Raw genomic sequence first — 21,588 nt, 5'->3', positions numbered from 1 at the left:
CCGGACAAGCCAGTCGTCACACGGTCTTAGAACTTGTAGTTCAGACCCCAGGCCACCTTGTAACCAGTGCCTTCGTCGGCGATGGTGTACAGGGTGTTGCCGTAGTTCACGTGCATGAGGCCCAGCTCGAGGATAAGAGCCAGGTTTTCATACAGCATGTACTTGCTGTCGAAGTTCACTTCGAAGAGCTGGTCGGCGGTGGTCAGTTCGATACCGTCGGTCACAGGAGTGACCAGCACGGTGCCGTTGGCCAGCTGGGTGCGGATGCGGCGGCTCTTGGAGCTGTTGGTACCGCCACCGTAGAGGAAACGCACCTGATGGGTGAGGTCTTCCACGAAGGAGATATCCTTGAACAGGAGGGCAACGCCCCACTTGCCAGCGGGGTTGTTGTGGCTCAGGTCGGCAGTACCGGCCAGGGCGCCACCGGAGGAGATCAGGTCGCCACCGTCCCAGGCAAAGCTGGTGGGGTTCCAGTCGCCAGCAACCATGGGCAGCTGCTCGGAGCCGTTGCGCCAGGAAGCGTCTTCACCGGAAGCGTACCAGCCCATCAGACCAACGGTCATGAAGTCCAGGGCGTAGTCGATTTCAGCGGCCAGGTAGAAGCCCTTGCGGTCAGCGGCGTCATGCTTGGCTTCGACGGAGCCGTACAGGCCTTCAAGCATGAAGGTGAAGGGGTCGAACATGTCGAGGGTGAAGGTCGAGCCAGCCCACCAAGCGAAGGTGCGCTGATCAAGAGCGGCGCGGGAAGTGGGGACCACGGCGCCGGAGTAGATGGCGGGGGGCAGCAGTTCGGGGGTGTTGCCCACGCCGCCATTCAGGTAGTTGAACACGTAGTCACGGCCCACGAGGGCGAACACGAAGTAGGGGTGCAGCATCCAGCCGTCGCCCTTGATGGGGGCGAGGATGCCGAACATGTCGAGTTCGTCAAAGGGGTTGGGGGTACCATTGGTGGCGACATCATACAAACGGGCCCAGAAGGCGCCGATGGTGATCATGTCGTTGATGGGGTACTGCGCCAGCACGGCAGCCACGTCGTCGTCGAACAGGGGGGAACCCGCGATGACGCCGGGGGCGGCCAGGCCCTGGATACCAACGGAGAACAGCAGGTCGGTGTCAGGGATGTTGAACTGAATGAAAGCGCGCTTGGTTTCGACGTTCACGCCGTCAGCGCCCAGAGCGCCACCGGAGCCGCGGCCCACGGTAGCGGCGCTGCCCCAGCGGATTTCGCCGATTTCAAACATCAAGATGCCCTGCAGGTTTTCGCTGGCGATGAAATCAACCTGCACGCGGGTGCGCTGACGGGCGTCAAAGTGGTCGGTGTCGTCAAAGTCAGGACCGAAATTGCCGAGATCGATGTACGACCAGTTGAACTGGAAGTTACCCTTCACTTTCACTTCGACGGCCTGGGCCATGGCGATGGAACCCAGAACGAAGATGGCGGCGAGGGCGAGGGTCATAATGCGCTTCATGAGCCTTCTCCTATTGCTTTTGCTGAAAGACACGGTTGACTGCTTGTCCATCTCAACCTTCCGGTGCCCCTTTTACCCCCACTCCACACCCCTGGCAAGTCGTTTTGTTGACGGCAGTCAAAATTTTTATACGGTCAAAATTCTTATACTCGCCCCCCCGAGCGCCCTGCCGCCCAATAATTCAATACAACAGTCTGAAATAAAACGTCATACCCTTGCTTCAGGACGGCATTTGCGCGTCGGATTACAATCCGTCCATCAAAATTTTTCCACTCGCCACCCCGTTGCCCCGGGCTTGCCCTCCCCTGCCCCCCGAATTATCAGACCCCATGCACACCCCCCACCCCCTGGCCGCCAGCCTGCCTGCCCAGCCCCTCACCCCCGGCGTCTATCTGTTCAAGGACGCCCAGGGCCGCATTGTGTATGTGGGCAAGGCCAAGGTGTTGCGCAAGCGCCTGGCCAGTTATTTTCAGCGCGACGACGCCCTGCCGCTCAAGACGAAATCCATGCTCAAGGTGGCGACCTCCCTGGACACCCTGTGCACGGACACGGAAAAAGAAGCCCTGCTGCTGGAAGCCTCCCTCATCAAGAAGCATCGCCCGCGCTACAACATCGTCCTGCGCGACGACAAGCAGTACGCCCTCTTCAAACTGGAGAAAAAGCACCAGTTTCCCCGCCTGACCATCACCCGCCGCGTGGTCCGCGACGGGTCCGTGTACTTTGGCCCCTTCACCTCCGCCAAGGTCGCCCGGGACGCCTGGAAGGCCATCCACCAGATTTTCCCCCTGCGCCGCTGCTCCGGGCATGTCTTCCGCAACCGCGTCCGGCCCTGCCTGTATCATCATATGGGGTTGTGTCTTGGCCCCTGCGTGTACGACGTGGACGTGCGCGAATACGCCCGCATGGTGGAACGCGTGGAGATGCTGCTGGCCGGCCGGTCCCGCGAGCTCATCGAGGTGCTGGAGAAGCAGATGCACGCCGCCGCCGAGGCCCTGGAGTTTGAGGACGCCGCCCGCCTGCGCGATCAGGTGGCTGCCGTGCGGGCCACGGTGGAGCAGCAGGTGGCCGTGCTGACCACGGAAGAAACGGTGGATGTGCTGGCCCTGGCGCAGTCCGAGGCCGGCCTGGGCCTGGCCCTGCTCTTTGTGCGGCGCGGCCGGCTCCTGGACAAAAAGCAGTATTTCTGGCCCGGCCTCACCCTGGAGCACGGCCCCGAGGCCGTGGCCGGCTTTTTGATGCAGTATTACGAGGCCGGCCGCTTCATCCCGTCCCGCATCATCATTCCATATGATATCAATGTGATGGATGCAGATCAGGACTTCTCCTTGAGTCAGGAGCACGCCCAGGTGCTGACCGAGCGGCGCGGCGGGCCGGTGCGACTGCTGCCGCCGCGTTCCACCACGGAAAAGAAGCTGATGGCCCTGGCCCAGACCAATGCCCGCGAAGCCGCCCGCCAGGAATCACGCGCCGGCGACGATCCAGAAACCCTGCTGGTCGCCGTGCAACGCGCCCTGCACCTGCCGGCCGTCCCGCGGCGCATCGAGGCGGTGGACGTCTCCCACACCCGGGGGGAGCAGACGCGTGTGGGGGTCATCGTCTATGTGGACGGGCAACATCGCAAGGATCAGTCCAAGGCCTACGCCTTTGATCCGGACGCCCTGCCCGGCGCGCCCGGGGACGATTACGCCGTGCTCCACGCCTGGGCCGCCCGCCGCCTGGCCTCGGGACCGCCCTGGCCGGATCTGCTGCTGGTGGACGGCGGTCGCGGGCAGCTCGCTTCCACCCTGAGCGGCTTCCACAAGGCTGCCTGGACCGAGTCCTTTCCCCTGGCCGCTATCGCCAAGGGCCGCGTGGAGGACGAGTCCGCCGCCGGAACCACGCGCCTGCGACGGCAGCGGCACAGCCTGGAGGACATGATCTACCTCCCCGGCCGCAAGAACCCGTTGCCCCTGCGCCCGGGGTCGCCGGAGCTGCTGTTTCTGCAGCGTGTGCGCGATTCGGTGCACCACTTCGCCATCGGCAGCCATCGTCGTTCCCGCGGCAAGGCCGTGCTGCAGAGCGAACTGCTCCAGGCGCCCGGCATCGGCCCCAAGACGGCCCGGCTGTTGTGGGATCATTTTCAAACGTGGGATCGGATGCTCGCAGCCACCCCCGAGGAGCTGGCCCAGGTGCCGGGCCTGGGCCAAAAACGCGCCGGACGCATCGCCGAGAAGCTGGCCGCCTTGCGGACCTGATGCCGGATTATTGCACCGCGGCGAACTGGGCGGCAATCCGCTCCAGACGGCGGCGGTTGGCGCCGAAATCCCAGTGTCCCACACGGGAGGCGCTGTAGCAGTGGATGACGCCTTCCTTCGTCTGCGCCGCCTGCCCGGAAATTCCGGCCAGCTCGGCCCTGAAGAACAGGTCGTCCATGAATCCAAAGAAGTTGCTGTGCAACCGGGCCTGGATGGAGCTGGGTCCCACGGTCACGATTTCCAAGCCGGGCGTGGCCCGCAGGAGGGCTTCCAGGGCGCGCATGGCCTCGGGCGCACCGCCGTGGAAGGGAATGGGGTCGATGCGGAAGCGGGACGCCGCCGTGGCCGGGCTCTTGCTGGAGACGCAATTGGGCGTCACCCCGCACACGGGCACGGTTTCCCAGAATGGCGGCGTCAGGCCGGTGCTCAGGTGCGCCAGCCAGTACAACCCGCCGACCACCATGGCCAGCAGGGAAGCGCCCCAGAACAGCATGACGCGCGCATGGGCCATGGTTATGGTCATATTCAATCTCCTGCCACGCGGATGATCGGCATGCGACGCAGCGCCACGTGCTGATAGCGTTCGTCGGGCCAACCCAAGGCGATGACGGCATAGATGCATTCCTCGCCCGGCACGCCCAGCCGCTGCTGGATAGTCGGGTCCCGCCGCATGGCGGCCACGGCATAGCCAATGAGGCAGGTGCCCAGCCCCATGGCGTGCGCGCCCAGCAGCATGTTCTGGGTGGCCAGCAGGGCATCCTCGGCCGGGCAGCTCGCCCCGGGGGCGCAGCCCACCAGAATGGCCGCCGGCGCACTGTGGAACAGCCGGTCGATGCCATGCTCCTGCCAGTCCCGATACGCCCGGGCCACGGCCCGGTAATAGGACCGGTAGTACTGCTCCAGCTCCGGCTGGCCCAGCAGACGCAGGCCCAGGCGCAGCCAGCGCTTTTCCGCCTTTTTGTTCAGGGCGTTGAAGTAGCCGGCCACGTCTTCCACGTGCCGCGCCACGGCCGCGCGGGTGGGCAGCAGGGTGAAGGTCCAGCGCTGGGAGTTGGTGCCCGAGGGCGCGGCAATGCCGAGCTTGACCAGATCCTCCAGCATGTCGCGGGAGACCGGGGCGTCTTTGAAGTTGCGACACGACCGCCGCGAGGCCATGAGTCGCGCCAGGACGCCGGGATCGTCCTTGCCGAAGCCGGACCACTCGGACGAGGCCGAAAACGTGGCAAATTCGTAGGTGCGCGGGTCCAGCGTGGTCACCTGCACCGCGCCCGTGGGGCACACAGCCTGGCAGTGCCCGCACTGGATGGACGTGCGCCCGGTGGGCTTGGCCTTGCCGTCCACCATACGCAGGGTCCGCGACGGGCACACCCGCACGCACAGGCCGCAGCCGATGCAGCGTTCCTCGTCCACAATGGTGCGGACTTCCTGATACAGACTCGACATGATTGGTTTCGTCCAGAGAAAAAATGTCTCGTCCTGCAACGCACCCGCCCAGGACGTTCCCGCTAGGCTTCCGCAGGCTGGGCGTCCGCCACCTTGACGGCAAACTCCGTCACGCCTTCCGGCGGATTGAAAAAGACCACCATGAACGGCACGGAATCGCCGCCGGCCACATTGCGGTTGGTGGTCAGGATGCCGGCCTCGTCGTTGAGCAGGGCTTCGATGTCCGCTTCCAGGAAGGTTTCCAGCTGGGAGAGCGCCAACGTCACGCCGGCCATGCCCCGCTTGACCATGAGCACCGCACCGCCCGCGCCAAACAGCGTGGCCTCCACTTCCACCAGATCCACCGGCTCCCTGCCGGCATTGACCACCCGGCCCTCCACCACCAGCATGGAGCCCAGCCGCTCGTTTTTGACGTAATACTGGCGCACGCCCTGGAGCTTGAAGCGCTTGTCCAGATCCGGCAGCCCCGTGGGGCCGGCGGCCATCTGCACATAGTCCCCTCCGGCGCTGGCAGCCGGGGCTCCGCCGTTGCTCTCGACCGGCTGGCGGGAGGCGTCCCCGGCGTTGGCGCTGGCTCCAAAACAGCCGGGCAACACGGCCAGCGCCAGGAGCATGGCCAAAGCCAGCATGCGCCGCACACCGGGTGCGGCTCCCCTTGCAACAGTCTGTGCCAATGTCTGCGTGGTGTTCATCCTCTGCCGCATGCCTCAAGTTGCCACCCTTGGCAAGCGTGTTCCGCTCGATTGATTCGCCAATATGTACAATCAAGACGAGATACGGCGGACAGTTGCCGCAAATTGCCGTTCCTGCGCAGACATCCCGCCCAAAATAAGCCCGCCGCCAGGAAAGCCTGAAATGCCCGCGGAGCAAAGCCTGGCGCGCCTTGGCGGGAAACGCACCCGGGGTTGCCGCGCATTGTCCACTTGACAGCCTTGTTACTTCTATCACATTAGGTTGCGGTGACTGCAGGACGCCAGCGCATTCTGCAGTTCACAATCTGCTGACGGCAACGTCATGTGCGCCCAGGCGCGCATGTTTTTTGAAATGGTGGTTGGAATGGGAAGACGGCCCTGCGGCCTCAGCCGACAAGGACCGACACGGGCGCCGGCATGGGCGTCGGCACCTGACAGTGACCTTACTGGAGGAGAATTTTCATGACCAAGAAGCCCCTCGTCATCGGCCTGGCCTGCTGTTTCATGCTGTGCGGCATCATGCTGCCTTCCTTGCAGGCCCTGGATGTGCCCTGCAAGGTCGTGATCACCGCGCCCGAAGGCGAAGACCCGCATCCTCGCTTCGGCAAAGTGGAGATGAGCCACGCCAAGCACCGCAACGTCTCCTGCGTTTCCTGCCATCACATGTTCGACGGCTGCGGCGACTTCCAGAAGTGCGCCGACTGCCACATCGACCGCGACGATCGCAGCTACGAACGCGGCTTCTACAAGGCCTGGCACAGCGAAAGCGAAATCAGCTGCCGCGGCTGCCACAAGGCCATGAAGGCCAAGAACGAGCAAACCGGCCCCATCGGCTGCCTGCAGGGCTGCCACGAAGCTGCCCAGAAGTAACGGCAGCTCGCATCAGGACGCACCTCGCCGGGGCAGGATTTTCCTGCTCCGGCGTTTTTTATGACGCAGGGAGCGGCGGTGCGCATGCCGCATTAGAGAATTTTAACCTTGAAAAAAGAAGTTGCGAGAGGGGAAACCTTNCTTTGGAAAGGGGGTTCGGGGGAAGAACCTTTCTTCAGAAAGGTGTTCCCCCGAGAGTTCTTCTCAAGAGCAATACGCTCTCGCCGCCCTTCGGAATCCTTGCCCCTCAGCCCATGTACCGCACCAGCAGGAACACCAGCGTGCCGGTGTGCAGCACATGCGCGGCCACGCAGGCCACGGCCGACGGCCAGTGTCGCGGCGTTGCAGGGGCAGGCTCCAGCGTCACTGCGCGCAGCGTCGCCGCCAGCCACACCAGCCCGGCAAGGCCCAGCACCACGAAAAACCCGTACGGGTAGCGCACGAACACCCACGGCAGGCCATAGCCTAGTTCCGCATACAGCACGCCCAGCCCCAGCACCGCAGCGCCGGCCAGCACGGTGCGGCACGATGGCCCCGCGCAAGTGGCGCCGCCGGGCGTCACGCTCCCGCGCAGCCACCACCAGCCCAGCAGCGGAAACCCCGCCGCCATGGCCAGATGCAGCCCGTCCACGGGCAGCCAGTTGAAGACATGCGGCAAGCTGAAGCGCATCACGCCCAGCACCAGCACCAGCGCGATGCCGGTCAGCAGCCAGCCTGTCAGCAGTCGCACCCCGGCGGGGGAACCCGGCAACACCGCCTGGGGCCGCCTGCCCGTGCCCACGGTCACGGACCAGCCGGCAAAGACTCCGGCCAACAGCGCGCAGTATCCGGCCAGCAGATACCGGCCGTGCACGTTGGGCAAGGCCCGCTCCTGGCCGGCGGCGGCAGCGGCCAGACCCGTGGCGACGATGAATCCCCAGCTGCCGGCCAGCCAGCCGCACAGCCGCCAGCCCAACGCGCCTTGGCGTTGCCGGGAGGCCTTCCATCCCAGCAGCACCACGCCCATTCCGGCCAGACCGGCCAGCACCTGCACCACGCGCGGCGGCAGCAAGGCGTCGTGCCAGCCGAAGCCTCCCCAGAAGGTGCGGGAAAGCAGCAGGTCCGGCTCGCGGAAGGACAGCAATGTGGGAAGGCCATGCAGGATATCGAGCCAGAAGCGGGGCTCGCCTCCCGGCGGTGGCATGCACGGCTGCATCCGGTACTGCTGAAATCCCGAATACACACAGAGGATTGCCCCAACCACGGCCAGCAGGCCCGCGCCGCACCGCCCCCACCGCGCCAGCCCTGCCGGCATCCCGGGAAGGTACCGGACAAGCCATTCCAGACCGCATGCCGCCCCGCAGCCGACCCAGATCACGAGCAACGGCGTCCACCATGGCGCAGGGCCGGCCATGCCGGCCAGCCTGCCGCCCACGCGCAGCAACTGCGCCATCTGGTCGGATCCCGTCCCAAGTCCCAGCAAGGACGCCCCCAGGCCAAGCCCGGCCCAGAATCGCCAGGCGCCGCCGGGGGTCTGCCCCCTCCCGGGCACGCCGGCCACGGCCATGCCCAGCACGAAGGCTCCCGCCGCCACGCCCGTGCTCGCGCTCAACACCAGCAACGCCGCGCCGGCTCCGAGCCAGCACCCAAGCAGCAACTGACGTCCGCCGTCTTCCCGCAGGAGCACGGCCAGCCCGGCGCAGGCCAGCAGCACGCTTGCCGACATGAACTGCGCATAATTGGACACATGCATGGCGAAAAAAGGCGCCGCCGGCACCAGAAACAGGAACCACGGCCACGCCTGCCGGCCGGTCAGGGAAAACAGCAACGCCGCGCCTGCCCAGACAGCCAGGGCATAGCACACGGCATTGGCCAGGCGGATGCCCAGCACGGCCCGGGCGGCCGAATCCATGGCGATGAGTGGTCGAATGCCAGACCAGAAGGCCGTGGTCAGGGCCGAACGGGTTTCCATCATGGAGTCGCCCACCAGCTCAATGCCGTCGTCGTCCTCCACCTCCCAGGGCACGGGGAACGGCGCGCCGATGTCCCACGGGCCGAAGGTCTCGAAGGGATTATGCTTCAATCGCTGAAAATGCCCCACCTGCGCCAGGCGGTGGGCGTCCGTCTCCAGGGCCGGGTTGTCCGTCAGGCGGGTCCAACTCAGGAAATGATCCGGCTCATCCGGCGCCTGGAATGGCGGCGTCACCACGGCGTAGGCCATCCCCAGGGCCAGGGAGCACAGGCCGCAGGCCAGGGCAGGACGCCCGGCCCGCAGCGCCAGGCCAAGGCTGGACAGACCCGCCGCCGCCGCAAGGATGCCAAGAATCCAACCGCCGTGCGGTGTGTCCCACATGGCGGCCAGCAGCCGGAGCCGCGTGGCCCTGGCGGGCTCGGGCTGCCATAACCACAACCCCAGCGACGCATACCCGTCTTTGGTTTGCAGGAAGCTTTCCGTCAGCACGTCCCGGGTGACAAGGAGCGATGCGGACCCATGATCCAGCAGCTTCATCCGCAATGTTCCCGTCAGGACCTCGCCAGGGGGCAGGCCGGCGCAGGCATTGTCCGTTGGCAAAAAACGCAGGGGACTCCTGTCCCACAGCAGTCTGGGACCGGTCTCCAGCCGGCAGGAGGTCCCCTCGAACTCCAGCACGGCATTGTCCAGGCGCAGGGCGTATCGGCTGGTGGAAAAATACAGTTCCACAGCCCGCAACCTGTCTCCCCCGGTCAGGGGATACAACGTGACTGGCAGGCGCCATCGGCCTGGGGTGTCGCGCTCCAGAGGCAGCGCCGTGGGGGGGGTGAAGCCGGGCGTCAGTTCCGACGCCTTGATGAACGTCCTCGGCAGGCAGAGCGCCGCCGCCAACACCGCCAGACACAGAGCCGGCACAATGCAGCAGCAGAAGAGAGAAGGTGCGCGAGGAATCATAATTCGTGACACTACCCGGTTCCTGATCCGGCAGCAATGCATCTGGCGGGTTGATGTGCCGCGTCTGGACGTGTAAGGAGCGGACAATTCCTCCAGCAGCCTGTCCGAACATGGAACGCCCCCGCATGACACCGCCCGTCATCCTCGTCAATGCCATTCCATTGGTGCAAGTGGCCACCGGCATCTGCCGTTACGTGCGCCAGGTGTACGCCGCCCTGGAGCGCCGCCACGGTCAGGAGGCGCGGTTCCTGTATTTCGACGGCAGCACCGCCAGCCCCGCCATGCCGGAGCCCGCCGCCTGGAGCGCCCGGGCCGGGCTGTTGCGCAGGCTGCCCACCCCGGCGGCCCTGGCCGCCCGGCTGGCCGTGCACGCCCGCCGGGAACTGGCCTTTGCCCGCGTGCTGCGCCGGCATCGGGTGGATGTGTATCACGAGACCGCCTTTTTTCCATTCCATGTCCCGGCCGGGCTGCCCACGGTGTTCACCGTGCACGATCTTTCCCTGCAGCGCCATCCCCAGTGGCACCCGCGGGAGCGCGTCCTGTATGCGCGGCTGTTTTTTCGCAGCCGCCTGCCCGATGTGACACATTTCCTGAGCGTCTCGGCCTTCACCGCCCGAGAGCTGACCGCCTGGGCCGACATTGCGCCGGCGCGCATCACCGTGACGCCCCTGGCCCATGATCGAACCCTGTTTTACGAGCCGGACACGGCCGCGGTGGCTGCCGTGCGGGCCCGGTACGCCCTGCCCGAGCGTTTTTTTCTGTTCCTCGGCAGCGGGGATCCGCGCAAAAATGCGGCCCTCATCCCCCGGGCCGTTGCTGCGGCCGGGCTGGACGTGCCCGTGGTGGGCGTGGGCTGGCGCGGCTGGGACGATCCTTCCGGCGGCATACGCAGCCTGGGATTCGTGCCGGATGCAGACCTGGCCGGCCTGTACGCCACGGCCCTGGCCCTGGTCTACCCCAGCCGGTACGAGGGCTTTGGCCTGCCCGTGCTGGAGGCCATGGCCTGCGGCTGTCCGGTGGTGACCACCCGCGCCGCCAGCCTGCCCGAGGCCGGAGGCACCGCCGCGCTGTACATGGATTCGCCCGATGATGCCGCCGGCCTGGGCGATCTGTTGCGCCGCCTTGCCGAAGACGACGATCTGCGCCACCGCTGCCGGCGTGAAGGCCTGGCCCACGCCGCCCGATTCTCCTGGGACCGCACCGCCGCTGCCACCTGGGAGGTGCTGACCAGGGCGGCCTCCCGCACTGCCCCCTGAACAACCGCAACCCTCACAAGGGATCCGCATGGCCGACGCCCCCCTTCGCGTGCTGCACGTCTATAAGGTCTATTACCCGGACTCCCACGGCGGCATTGAGCAGGTCATCTGCCAGTTGGCCGGCGCGGCCAACGCCATGAACGTGCGCAGCCGCGTGCTTTGCCTCTCGCGCACGCCGCGGCCGCAACCCATCGAACGGCCCGAATGCGTGGTCCATCAGACCAAGACCCTGCTGGACAAGGCCTCCACGCCCATCGGCCTGGAAATTTTCCGCGCCTTCCCCGCCCTGGTCCGTGAGGCGGACATCCTGCACTACCACTTCCCCTACCCCGTGCAGGACCTGCTGCATGTGCTCCACCGGCCGCGGCTACCCTCGGTGGTCACCTACCATTCGGACATCATCCGCCAGCAGCGCATCAAAAAAATTTACGAGCCGCTGCTGATGCATCGCTTTCTGGGCCAGGTCTCGTCCATCGTGGCCACTTCGCCCAACTATTTCCGCACCTCGGACATCCTGCAGCGCTACAAGGACAAGGTGACGGTGATTCCCATCGGCATCGACCCCGACGCCTACCCCACGCCCACGGCGGAGCGCCTGGCGCACTGGCGGGCCCGGCTGCCGGAGCCGTTCTTCCTGTTCGTGGGCGTGCTCAGGTACTACAAGGGGTTGGACATCCTGCTGGATGCCGCGGCCGGTTCGCCGCACCGGGTGGTCATCGCCGGAGCAGGGCCATATGCCGAGACGCTGCAGCGCAAGGCCGCGGCGCTGGGGCTGGACCGGGTGCAGTTTCTCGGATTCATTGACGATGCCGACAAGATGGCCCTGCTGCAGTGCTGCCGCGGCGTGGTCTTCCCGTCCCACCTGCGTTCCGAGGCCTTCGGCGTGACGCTGCTGGAAGGCGCCATGTGCGGCAAGCCGCTGATTTCCACGGAAATCGGCACCGGCACCAGCTACGTGAACGAACACAACGTCACCGGGCTGACCGTGGCCCCCTCGGACCCGCAGGCCCTGCGCGCGGCCATGGACACCCTGGCTGCGGACGAGGCCCTGGCGGCCCGGTTCGGCCAGGCGGCCCGAGCCCGATTCGAATCGCACTTCACCGCCAGTGAAATGGCCCGGCAATATGTGACGTTGTATCGATCCCTGCTGGAGCGCGCTTGCGTGTAACGATTGATGCAACTGTGTAACCCATTGCGCAACCATGTTGCGAACGTTGCACTCTTTCCCCTCAGGGACTATCAGCCTGCAGCATGATACTCACATTCCTTTTCGAGCTGTGCACGCACACGTGGAACATGGTGGCCCTGGCCGGGCCGTGGATGCTGCTGGGGTTGGTCATGGCCGGTCTGGCCAAGGGGCTGCTGCCCGACCAGTTCGTGGCCCGGCACCTGGGCGGCGCGGGGCTCAAACCCATTGCCCTGGCGGCGATCATCGGCGCGCCCCTGCCGGTGTGCAGCTGCGGGGTGTTGCCCCTGGCCGCGGGCCTCAAGAGCCAGGGCGCACGGCGTGGTCCCCTGGCGTCCTTTCTGGTGGCCACGCCGGAAACGGGGGTGGATTCCGTGGCCGTCACCTACGCCCTCATGGACCTGCCCATGACCATCTTGCGGCCGCTGGCGGCAGTGATCACGGCCTTGTGCACGGGGATGGCCGTCTCCCGCACGCCCGACACCAAGAGCCTGACGCCGCTTGTCCCCATGCGCATGGCCGGCGGCTGCAACACAGGCGGGTGCGGCTGTGACGCTGCCGCGCCATCGCCACCGGCTGCGCAGCGTTCCCTGGGGCGCAGACTCCGCGAGGCCGGCGGGCACATCGTCCATGACATTCTGCCGTCCATCGGGCCGTGGTTTCTGGTGGGATCGCTGCTGGCCGGCTTCGTCACCGCCATCCTGCCCGACGACTTCCTGACCCGCCAACTCGGCCAGGGCCTGCCCACCATGCTGGTGATGCTGGCGGTGTCCATACCCCTGTACCTGTGCGCCTCGGCCTCCACGCCGCTGGCCGCGGCCCTGGTGCTCAAGGGGCTTTCACCGGGCGGTGCGCTGGTGCTGCTGCTGGCCGGGCCGGCAACGAACCTGGCGTCCCTGGCGGTGGTGACGCAGCTGCTGGGCCGCTGGGGGATGGTGCTGTACGTGGGGGGCATCGCCCTGTGCGCCCTGGGCCTGGGCCTGGGCACGGACGCCCTGTATGCGGGCATGGGCTGGAGCACCCGGGAATGGCTGCACGGGGAAGGCGAAGGCGGCCCCGGCCTGGTGGACATGCTCTGCGGCATGCTCCTGGCTCTGGGCACCCTGGCGGCCATGCTGCATGCACGCCGGCAGGGCCGGCGGCACGGCTGCTGCTGAGAAGCGCAACAGTATCTTTGAAAAGAACTGTCGGGGGAAGACCCCCCTTTCCAAAGACTTTTATTATACCGACAGCATATTAACTGTGCACCAGCATAACGAAGAGCGGCCCGGCACAGCGTCATCGCATCCGAGCCGCCCTCGCGTGCGCAGCAAGCTCTCGCAGTTCGGGCGTCCCACGCCCCGGCACCCCTCTGCAGAGGAAGACCGGGGGGGACCGTCGGCGAGCGGCTTCCCGTGCGCGTCGGGATCATCAAAAACAACAGGCCATGGTCTGGGTATCAGAAACCTTACCATTCGTCCACGGTCAGAATGCGCTCTGCCCAGGACCAGGCAAAACGTCGAGAAAAAATCACGTGATCGCCGCAGTATCGTCACACATCTCGCCAGCCCCTGCGATGTTTCAAACATTTTCCAACATTGTGCCTGATTTCGCAATCTTCGATTTTTCTTGCCAAGCGGGCCAATTTCTTCCATGTTGAGCTGTCGTCCCGCGGCGTGCCTTGCCTGCGGGCGCGACAGGACCAAATCCGTCATACGCCTTTTCCTCCGGACGTGATGTCCGGGGATTTTCGCCGGGCATGGGGCCCGCGCGATATATTGCAGTTCTGCGCAACCCAAGGAGACTCTATGAAACGGTTGTTGTTCGTGCTGGTCTTCTGCCTTTTGCTCCCCGCCATGGCGCACGCCAAAACCTTGAAGCTGGCCATGGATGCGGACCCCGAATCCCTTGACCCGCATGTGCAGCTTTCCGGCGGGATGCTTCAGTACAGCCACATGGTGTTCGACCCCCTGGTGCGCTTCACCAAGGAAGGCGGCTTCGAGCCCCGGCTGGCGGAGAAGTGGGAAGTCATCGATCCCCTGACCACGCGCTTTTACCTGCGCAAGGGCGTGAAGTTCCACAGCGGCAGCGCCTTCACCGCCAAGGACGTGGCCTGGACGCTGGACCGGCTGAAGAAGAGCGACGACTTCAAGGGTCTTTTTGAGCCCTTCACCGTCGCCGTGGCGGTGGACGACCACACCGTGGACCTGAAGACCTCCAAGCCGTACGCGCTGGTGCTGGCCATGGCCACCTACCTCTTCCCCATGGACAGCGCCTACTACACCGGTACTGACGACCAGGGCAAACCCAAGGATGCCATCGTCAAGACCGATCACTCCTTCGCCAACAAGAACGCCTCCGGCACCGGCCCCTTCAAGCTGATCAAGCGCGAGCACGGCGTGGTGCTGGAGCTGGATCGCTTTGCCGATTACTGGGACAAGGCGTCCAAGGGCAACGTGAGCAAGATCATCTTCACGCCCATTCCTGAGAACGCCGCCCGCGTGGCTGCCCTGCTCTCCGGTGGCGTGGATTGGATTCAGCCCGTGCCCCCCCAGGACTACCCCCGCCTGGAAAAGGAAAAGAACATCCAGCTGGTGACCATGCCCGGCACGCGCATCATCACCTTCCAGCTGAACCAGAAGCGCAAGCCTGAGCTGGCCAATCCCAAGGTGCGCCTGGCCATCGATTATGCCATCGACTCCGTGACCATGGTGGACAAGCTGCTCAAAGGCGCCGCCACCCCCGCCGGCCAGCAGGGCCCCGAGGGCATGGCCGGGTTCGACCCCACCCTGACCCCCCGCCAGGACCTGGAAAAAGCCAAGGCCCTGATGAAGGAAGCCGGGTACGAGAAGGGCTTCGAAGCCACGATGATCTGCACCAACAACCGCTACGTCAACGACGAAAAGATCTGCGAAGCCACCGTGGGCATGCTGGCCAAGATCGGCATCAAGGTGGCCCTGACCACCTACCCCAAGGCCCAGTACTGGGACAATTTTGACGCCCAGATCGCCGACATCCAGCTCATCGGCTGGCATCCGGACACCGAAGATTCCGCCAACTACAGCGAATACCTGCTGATGTGCCCCAACAAGGAAACCGGGTACGGCCAGTACAACTCCGGCAACTACTGCAACAAGGCGCTGGACGAACTGCTGATGCAGGCTGCCGTGGAAACCGACCTGGCCAAGCGCAGCGAACTGCTGCGCAAGGTGGAACGCATCGCCTACGAAGACGGCGCCTACGTGCCCCTGCACTGGCAGAACCTTTCCTGGGCTGCCAAGAAGGGCGTGCATCTGGAGCCCATCGTCAACATCATGGACTTCCCTTACTTCGGCGACCTGGTCATCGACTAAGGTGAACGATCATTCCTGATTAACCACGGCGCCGGGGCTCGAACGAACCTCGGCGCCGTCTTCATGCCGGGCGCACCATGATTGCATTTCTCATCCGACGAATCCTGCAGGCCTGCATCGTGATGGGCGTCATCAGCCTCATCGGCTTTTCCCTGCGTCATACCATAGGCGACCCCGTGCGCGAGATGTACGGCATGTCCGTCTCGGCCGAGGTCAAGGCCGAAGCGCGCGAACGCCTGGGGCTCAACGATCCCATCTACATCCAATATTTCCGTTTTCTCAAGAACGCCGTGCAGGGGGATCTGGGCAACTCCCTGTTTTACCAGAAGCCGGCCCTGGAGGTGATCCTCTCCAAGGCCCCGGCCACGCTGGAACTGGTGTTCTCCTCGGCCCTGCTCATCACCGTGTTGTCCGTGCCATGCGGAATCTATTCGGCCATCCACCCGCGGCGGCTGCTTTCGCGCATGATTCTGGGCGTCTCCACGGTGGGGGTCTCGGTGCCGGTGTTCTTCACGGCATTGATGTGCATTTCGCTGTTCTCCATCACCCTGGGCTGGCTGCCCAGCTTTGGCCGCGGCGAGCTGACGCCGCTGTTCGGCGGGGCCTGGGAGACGGGCCTTTTGACCTGGAGCGGCATTTCGCACCTGATCATGCCATCCTTTGCCCTCACCTCCATCATGCTGCCCCTGTTCATCCGGCTGGTGCGTGCGGAGATGATGGAAGTGCTGCAGATGGATTACGTCAAATACGCCCGGGCCAAGGGCCTTTCGGAGCGGCGCATCTACTGGGTGCACGCCTTCCGCAACACGCTGTTGCCGGTCATCACCGTGGGCGGGGTGCAGCTGGGCATTCTCATCGCATTCACCATCCTCACGGAAACGGTGTTCAACTGGAAGGGGCTGGGGGGCATGTTCAAGGAAGCCGTGGATCGTGGGGATACCTCCCTGCTGGTGGCGTACATGGTGGTGGTGGGGGCGTTGTTTGTGGTGGTGAACACCTTGGTGGACGTGATTTACGGCTTGGTGAACCCCATGGTTCGCGTGGTGGGCAGGAAATAGGAGCGCAACCGTGGAGATCTTGTTTTTCTTCCTGTCCTGGACGCAACCAGCCATCAATGCCCTGGCCATCGCCGGGCTGGTCTTGTTTTTCCTGTGGGTGGCTGGCGGCCGGTTCCTCATGCCTGCAGCCTGGGGACGCTTTGCCGATTCGCACCTGATGTACAGCTTCCGGCGCGACACCGTGGCCAAGGCCAGCCTGGGGATTCTGCTGGTGCTGCTGGTCTCCAGCTTTGCCTGCCCGTGGATTGCGCCCACGAACCCGTACGACCCCGCCTCCCTGGACCTGATGATGGCCCAGACGCCGCCGGCCTGGATGGAGGGCGGCGCGCCGGACCAGCTGCCGGCCTTTGTCCTGGGCGCGGATGATCAGGGCCGGGATCTGCTCTCCACCATGCTCTACGGCATGCGCGTGTCCCTGGTCATCGGTCTGGGCGCGGTGCTGGTGCAGGCGGTGCTGGGCATCGCCATCGGGCTCACGGCCGGATACCTGGGCAACCGGGTGGAAATACTGCTCATGCGTCTGGCGGACGTGCAGCTGTCCTTCTCCACGCTGCTGGTGGCCATCTTCATTGGGGCCATGTTCCGCACGGCGTTCGGGGTGGCCAGTTACGAACGGCTGGCCGTGCCCATTCTCATCTGCATCATCGGGCTGGCCGAATGGCCGCAATACGCCCGCACCGTGCGCGCCAGCGTGCTGGCGGAAAAGAAGAAGGAATATGTGGAGGCCGCCCGCGTGGTGGGTCTGCCCACCTGGCGCATCATGCTGCGGCACATCCTGCCGAACACGCTTTCGCCGGTGCTGGTCATCAGCACGGTGCAGGTGGCCAACGCCATGATGACCGAAGCCGGCCTCTCCTTCCTGGGCTTCGGCATGCCGGTGACGCAACCCTCCCTGGGCTCGCTCATCAACGCGGGCTTCGAGTACCTGCTGTCCGGCTCGTGGTGGATCACCATCTTCCCCGGATCGCTGCTGGTGGTGCTCATCCTGTCCATCAACCTGCTGGGGGACTTCTGCCGCGATGTCATGAACCCCCGGCTGTACAAGGGGATGTAGCCATGCATGCCATGACGACACCCTCCCCGGCAGCGCCGCTGCTGGAAGTAAAAAATCTGGAAGTGAGCTTCCCCACCAAGACCAAAACCCTGGTGGCCGTGCGCGACGTCTCCTTCACCCTCCACCGTGGCGAGCGGCTGGGGCTGGTGGGCGAAAGCGGCGCCGGCAAGTCCATCACCGGGTTCTCCATCCTCAAGCTCATCAGCCGGCCCGGGCGCATCAGTGGCGGCTCCATCCTGTTCGAGGGGCGCGACCTTGCCCCGCTCTCGGAACAGGAAATGCGCCCCCTGCGCGGCGACCGGATCTCCATGATCTTTCAGGATCCGATGATGACCCTCAACCCCGTGCTGACCATCGGCACGCAGATGGTCGAAACCCTGCAGGCTCACCGCCGTCTGAGCCGCCGGGAAGCCCAGGACATCGCCATCGAGACCCTGCGCGCCGTGCGCATCCCCTCGCCGGAAAAGCGGATGGCGCAGTACCCGCACCAGTTTTCCGGCGGCATGCGCCAGCGCATCGTCATCGCCATTGCCCTGCTCACCCGGCCGTCCCTCATCATCGCCGACGAGCCCACCACGGCCCTGGACGTGACCATCCAGGCCGAGATTCTGGACCTGCTGCTGGAGCTGGCCGAGCATGAAGGCATGGGACTGCTCCTCATCACCCACGATCTGGCCGTGGTCTCCCAGGTGACGGACCGCGTGGCCGTGATGTACGCCGGCAGGATTGTGGAAATCGGCCCCACGGAGCAGGTGGTGCACGCGCCTCAGCACCCCTATACCCAGGGCCTGCTGGCCGCCCTGCCCCAGACCCATGCCGGCGAGCCCGGCACCGGCCGGCTGGCGCAGATTCACGGCATCATGCCCAGCCTGTACAACACGCCCACTGGCTGCGCCTTCCATCCCCGCTGCCCGGTGCGCATCCATGCCTGCAGCGAAGACGCCCCGGCCCTGCGGCCCTGCGGCCAAACCGGCGTTCTGGCCGCCTGCCATCTGGTGGAATGATCATGAGCACGGCACTCGTTTCCATTCGCAACGTCGTCAAGCACTTCGATATCAGCGGTGGGCTGCTGGAGCAGCTGCGTTTTTCCGGCGGCCGCCCCACCCTCAAGCGCACCGTGGTGCACGCCCTGAACAACGTGAGCCTGGACGTGCGCCAGGGCGAGACCCTGGCCGTGGTGGGCGAAAGCGGCTGCGGCAAGTCCACCCTGGCCCGGGCCGTGGTCTGCCTGCACCAGCCCAACAGCGGCGAGATACGCTACCGCGATCAGCGCATCGACCACCTGCCCCCGGCCAAACTGCTGCCCTTCCGCACCAGGCTGCAGATGATCTTTCAGGATCCATACGCCTCCCTGAACCCGCGCATGCCCGTGCAACGCATCCTGGAAGAGCCCCTGCGCTTCCATCATCCCAATCTCAATGCGGCGCAGGTTGCCGAGCGGGTGGCCGCGGTGATGGAACAGGTGGGCGTGCGCGCCAGCTGGGCCAAGCAGTATCCGCACGAGTTCTCCGGCGGCCAGCGCCAGCGCATCTCCATTGCCCGGGCCCTTATCGTGGACCCGGAATGCATTGTGGCGGACGAACCCATCAGCGCCCTGGACGTCTCCATCCAGGCGCAGATTCTCAATCTGATGATGGATTTGCAGGAAAGCCACAACCTGACGTACCTGTTCATCAGCCACGACCTGAACGTGGTGCGCCGCATCGCCACCCGCGTGGCCGTGATGTACCTGGGATCCTTGTGCGAACTGGCCACGGCGCGCCAGCTTTTCGAAACGCCGCGCCACCCCTACACCCAGGCCCTGCTTTCGGCCATCCCCACCCTGGGCCGCGGCCGACGCAAGCGCATCCGCCTGACCGGCGAGCTGTCCACGCCCATCAATCTGCCGCGGGGCTGCGTCTTCCACCCCCGCTGCCCCTATGCCTACGAGCCCTGCCGCCTGGAAGTCCCATCGCCCCTGACCCAGCCCGACGGCGCCGTGGTGGCCTGCCACGCCCTGCGCGACGGCAGGATCTAAGGCAATGCACGTGTGAAAAGGACTCTCGGGGGAACACCTTCCAAAGACTTTTTTTAGAATTACAGGATACTATCAGAGTTTTGGAAGGGGAGAGCGCGAGAGGGGAGAACCTTTTTCCAAAAGGTGTCCCCTCTCGCAATGTCCTTATCAGAGTGATTCTGTCTGATTTGACGCAGCCTTGCCTTTCCCGCACATCTTTCGTATCTCCCTCCTTGAAAATCCCGTTTCGCCTCGTCAAGGAGGAAACATGTCCATCTCGCAACGTGTTCTTGTGATCGGCGGTGTGGCCCTGGGACCAAAGGCGGCATGCCGCATCAAGCGGCTCGATCCTCATGCCGACGTCACCGTGTTGGAGGCCACCAGCCATTTTTCATACGGCGGCTGCGGCATTCCGTATTACGTTTCCGGCGATGTCAGTGACATCAAGGAACTGAGCACCACGTCCTTCCACGTGCTGCGCGACGCCCCGTTTTTCCGCGACGCCAAGGGCGTGGCCATCCTGGCCAACATCCGCGCCCTGGCCATCAACCGTGACAAAAAAACCGTCACCGTGCGCCATGAATCCAGCGGCGCCACCGAAGACCTGCCCTACGACAAGCTCGTCATCGCCACCGGTGCTTCCCCGCGCCGGCTCAATGCCCCCGGCGAAGACCTGCCCGGCATCAGCGCCGTGGCCAACCTGGCCCACGCTGCCTACATCAAAGACATGGTGGCCGCCGGCAAGGTGGGCAAGGCCGTGGTGGTGGGCGCAGGCTTCATCGGGCTGGAAATGGCCGAGGCCTTTGCGGACATGTGGGGCATTGAGACCACGGTGGTGGAATTCATGCCCCAGCTCATGCCGAACCTCGTGTCTCCAGGACTGGCGACCATGGCCGTGCAGAATCTGGAAAAACACGGCGTGACCATGCACTTTGGCGAAAAAGTGGTGGCCTTCGAGGGTGATGGCAAGCTGGAGCGCGTGGTGACGGACAAGCGCGTCATCGAGGCCGATCTGGCCATCGTGGCCGTGGGCGTCACCCCCAATTCGGAACTGGCCAAGGCTGCCGGGCTGGACGTGGCCCCCAACGGCGGCATTGTGGTCAATGAATACCTCCAGACCACCGACCCGGACATCTATGCCGGCGGCGACTGCATCGCCCTGCCCAACCTGCTCACGGGCCAGCTCATGCACCTGCCCATGGGCTCCATGGCCAACCGCCAGGGGCGCATCATCGGGGACAACCTGGCCGGCCTGCAGCGCACGTTCCCCGGCGCGGTGGGTTCCTTCTGCGTCAAGCTGTTCGACCATGCCCTCACCGGCACGGGCCTGTGTCTGGCCGGGGCCAAGCGCGCCGGCTACGACGCCGTGAACGTGCACCTGAGCCAGCTGGACCGCGCCCACTTCTACCCCTCCAAGGCCCTGATGTATCTGGATCTGGTGGTGGACAAGGCCACCCGGCGCGTGCTGGGCATCCAGGGCTTCACCAGCCAGATGGATGCCGTGGTGGGCCGCATCAACGTGGTGGCCGGCCTGCTGCCCCGCGGCCTCACCGTGGACGAGCTCTCCAACGTAGAAATGGCCTACTCGCCGCCCTTTGCCGCCGCCATGGACATCCTCAACGCCCTGGCCAACGCCGCGGACAACCTCCTGGCCGGCCGGCACCGGCCCGTCTCCCCCGACGAATTCGGCACCATGTGGGCGGATGCGGAACAGGACGGCCTCTGCTTCCTGGATGTGCGGGCCAATCCCGACGGCGTGCGCGCCGTGGAACGGCTCAAGATGCCCAACTACCTGGCCATTCCCCAAGACGAGATCCCGGGCCGCCTTGGCGAATTGCCCGCGGACAAAAAGCTCGTCCTGCTGTGCAACACCGGCACCCGGGCCTACGAGGCGCAGATCATGCTCGATCAGGCCGGCCGCGAATCCATCGCCGTCCAGGGCGGCCTGGCCAGCGTGGAAAAAATGGGCGTGGACGTTTAGGACAACTTACCCTTGAAAACGAGTGGCGAGAGGGGACACCTTTTGAAAAAGGTTCTCCCCTCTCGCACTTTCCCCTTCCAAAACTTTAATAGTATCTTGTACTCCCAAAAAA

16 protein-coding genes are annotated in these 21,588 nt (G+C 65.1%); 11 read left to right on the top strand and 5 right to left on the bottom strand.

Annotation, left to right across the window (positions count from 1 at the left end):
* Positions 1 to 26: 26 nt before the first annotated feature.
* Entirely contained in the window at positions 27 to 1,469 is a 1,443-nt protein-coding gene (locus DGI_RS06940; protein WP_021760120.1) for an outer membrane homotrimeric porin, read from the bottom strand.
* A gap of 329 nt (positions 1,470 to 1,798) precedes the next feature.
* On the opposite strand from DGI_RS06940, the gene uvrC reads away from it, so the two are divergent.
* A complete protein-coding gene (uvrC, locus tag DGI_RS06935) occupies positions 1,799 to 3,703 on the top strand; it encodes an excinuclease ABC subunit UvrC (RefSeq protein WP_021760119.1) in 1,905 nt (634 codons plus the stop codon).
* Between the two features lie 7 nt (positions 3,704 to 3,710).
* Here uvrC and DGI_RS06930 read toward each other — a convergent pair whose 3' ends face one another.
* The 3 genes from DGI_RS06930 to DGI_RS06920 form a co-directional block, all read right to left on the bottom strand.
* Positions 3,711 to 4,226 carry a DUF1499 domain-containing protein gene (locus DGI_RS06930; protein ID WP_051286240.1) on the bottom strand — a complete coding sequence of 172 codons (516 nt, stop codon included), beginning with the start codon at positions 4,224 to 4,226 and terminating at the stop codon, positions 3,711 to 3,713.
* Between the two features lie 2 nt (positions 4,227 to 4,228).
* Positions 4,229 to 5,146, bottom strand: a complete 918-nt coding sequence (locus DGI_RS06925) for a nitroreductase family protein (protein ID WP_021760117.1) — start codon at positions 5,144 to 5,146, stop codon at positions 4,229 to 4,231.
* A 62-nt stretch (positions 5,147 to 5,208) separates the two neighbouring features.
* The gene (locus DGI_RS06920) at positions 5,209 to 5,775 is read right to left on the bottom strand and encodes a DUF3426 domain-containing protein (protein WP_051286242.1); all 567 of its coding nucleotides are present in this window, start codon (positions 5,773 to 5,775) and stop codon (positions 5,209 to 5,211) included.
* 525 nt (positions 5,776 to 6,300) lie between these two features.
* Here DGI_RS06920 and DGI_RS06915 point away from each other — a divergent pair.
* Positions 6,301 to 6,708 (top strand): cytochrome c3 family protein, encoded by a 408-nt coding sequence (locus DGI_RS06915; protein WP_034606893.1) that lies wholly within the window; start codon positions 6,301 to 6,303, stop codon positions 6,706 to 6,708.
* A gap of 247 nt (positions 6,709 to 6,955) precedes the next feature.
* On the opposite strand, the gene DGI_RS06910 is transcribed toward DGI_RS06915, so the two are convergent.
* Positions 6,956 to 9,574, bottom strand: coding sequence for a glycosyltransferase family protein (locus tag DGI_RS06910; protein WP_144284137.1), 2,619 nt, complete (start codon positions 9,572 to 9,574; stop codon positions 6,956 to 6,958).
* Positions 9,575 to 9,723: 149 nt separating this feature from the next.
* Between DGI_RS06910 and DGI_RS06905 the strand changes: the two genes are divergently transcribed.
* From DGI_RS06905 to DGI_RS06865, 9 genes are all read left to right on the top strand, one after another.
* Positions 9,724 to 10,869 carry a glycosyltransferase family 4 protein gene (locus DGI_RS06905; protein WP_235619901.1) on the top strand — a complete coding sequence of 382 codons (1,146 nt, stop codon included), beginning with the start codon at positions 9,724 to 9,726 and terminating at the stop codon, positions 10,867 to 10,869.
* A gap of 28 nt (positions 10,870 to 10,897) precedes the next feature.
* Positions 10,898 to 12,037, top strand: coding sequence for a glycosyltransferase (locus tag DGI_RS06900; protein WP_034606895.1), 1,140 nt, complete (start codon positions 10,898 to 10,900; stop codon positions 12,035 to 12,037).
* Positions 12,038 to 12,120: 83 nt separating this feature from the next.
* Complete coding sequence (locus tag DGI_RS06895) at positions 12,121 to 13,212, top strand: SO_0444 family Cu/Zn efflux transporter (protein WP_021760107.1); 1,092 nt, start codon at positions 12,121 to 12,123, stop codon at positions 13,210 to 13,212.
* A 630-nt stretch (positions 13,213 to 13,842) separates the two neighbouring features.
* The gene (locus tag DGI_RS06890) at positions 13,843 to 15,387 is read left to right on the top strand and encodes an ABC transporter substrate-binding protein (protein WP_021760106.1); all 1,545 of its coding nucleotides are present in this window, start codon (positions 13,843 to 13,845) and stop codon (positions 15,385 to 15,387) included.
* Between the two features lie 77 nt (positions 15,388 to 15,464).
* On the top strand, positions 15,465 to 16,445 hold the full coding sequence (locus tag DGI_RS06885) for an ABC transporter permease (protein WP_021760105.1): 981 nt from the start codon (positions 15,465 to 15,467) through the stop codon (positions 16,443 to 16,445).
* Between the two features lie 118 nt (positions 16,446 to 16,563).
* On the top strand, positions 16,564 to 17,499 hold the full coding sequence (locus DGI_RS06880) for an ABC transporter permease (protein ID WP_021760104.1): 936 nt from the start codon (positions 16,564 to 16,566) through the stop codon (positions 17,497 to 17,499).
* Between the two features lie 2 nt (positions 17,500 to 17,501).
* Complete coding sequence (locus DGI_RS06875; RefSeq protein WP_021760103.1) at positions 17,502 to 18,503, top strand: ABC transporter ATP-binding protein; 1,002 nt, start codon at positions 17,502 to 17,504, stop codon at positions 18,501 to 18,503.
* Positions 18,504 to 18,505: 2 nt separating this feature from the next.
* Positions 18,506 to 19,516 (top strand): ABC transporter ATP-binding protein, encoded by a 1,011-nt coding sequence (locus DGI_RS06870; RefSeq protein WP_021760102.1) that lies wholly within the window; start codon positions 18,506 to 18,508, stop codon positions 19,514 to 19,516.
* Between the two features lie 253 nt (positions 19,517 to 19,769).
* The gene (locus DGI_RS06865) at positions 19,770 to 21,476 is read left to right on the top strand and encodes an FAD-dependent oxidoreductase (protein WP_027192840.1); all 1,707 of its coding nucleotides are present in this window, start codon (positions 19,770 to 19,772) and stop codon (positions 21,474 to 21,476) included.
* Positions 21,477 to 21,588: the final 112 nt, after the last annotated feature.

The organism is Megalodesulfovibrio gigas DSM 1382 = ATCC 19364, assembly GCF_000468495.1.
In the GTDB taxonomy this organism is placed as follows: Bacteria; Desulfobacterota; Desulfovibrionia; order Desulfovibrionales; family Desulfovibrionaceae; genus Megalodesulfovibrio; species Megalodesulfovibrio gigas.
Note: the sequence above shows the minus strand (reverse complement) of the source record. Positions and strands in the feature narration are given on the sequence as shown.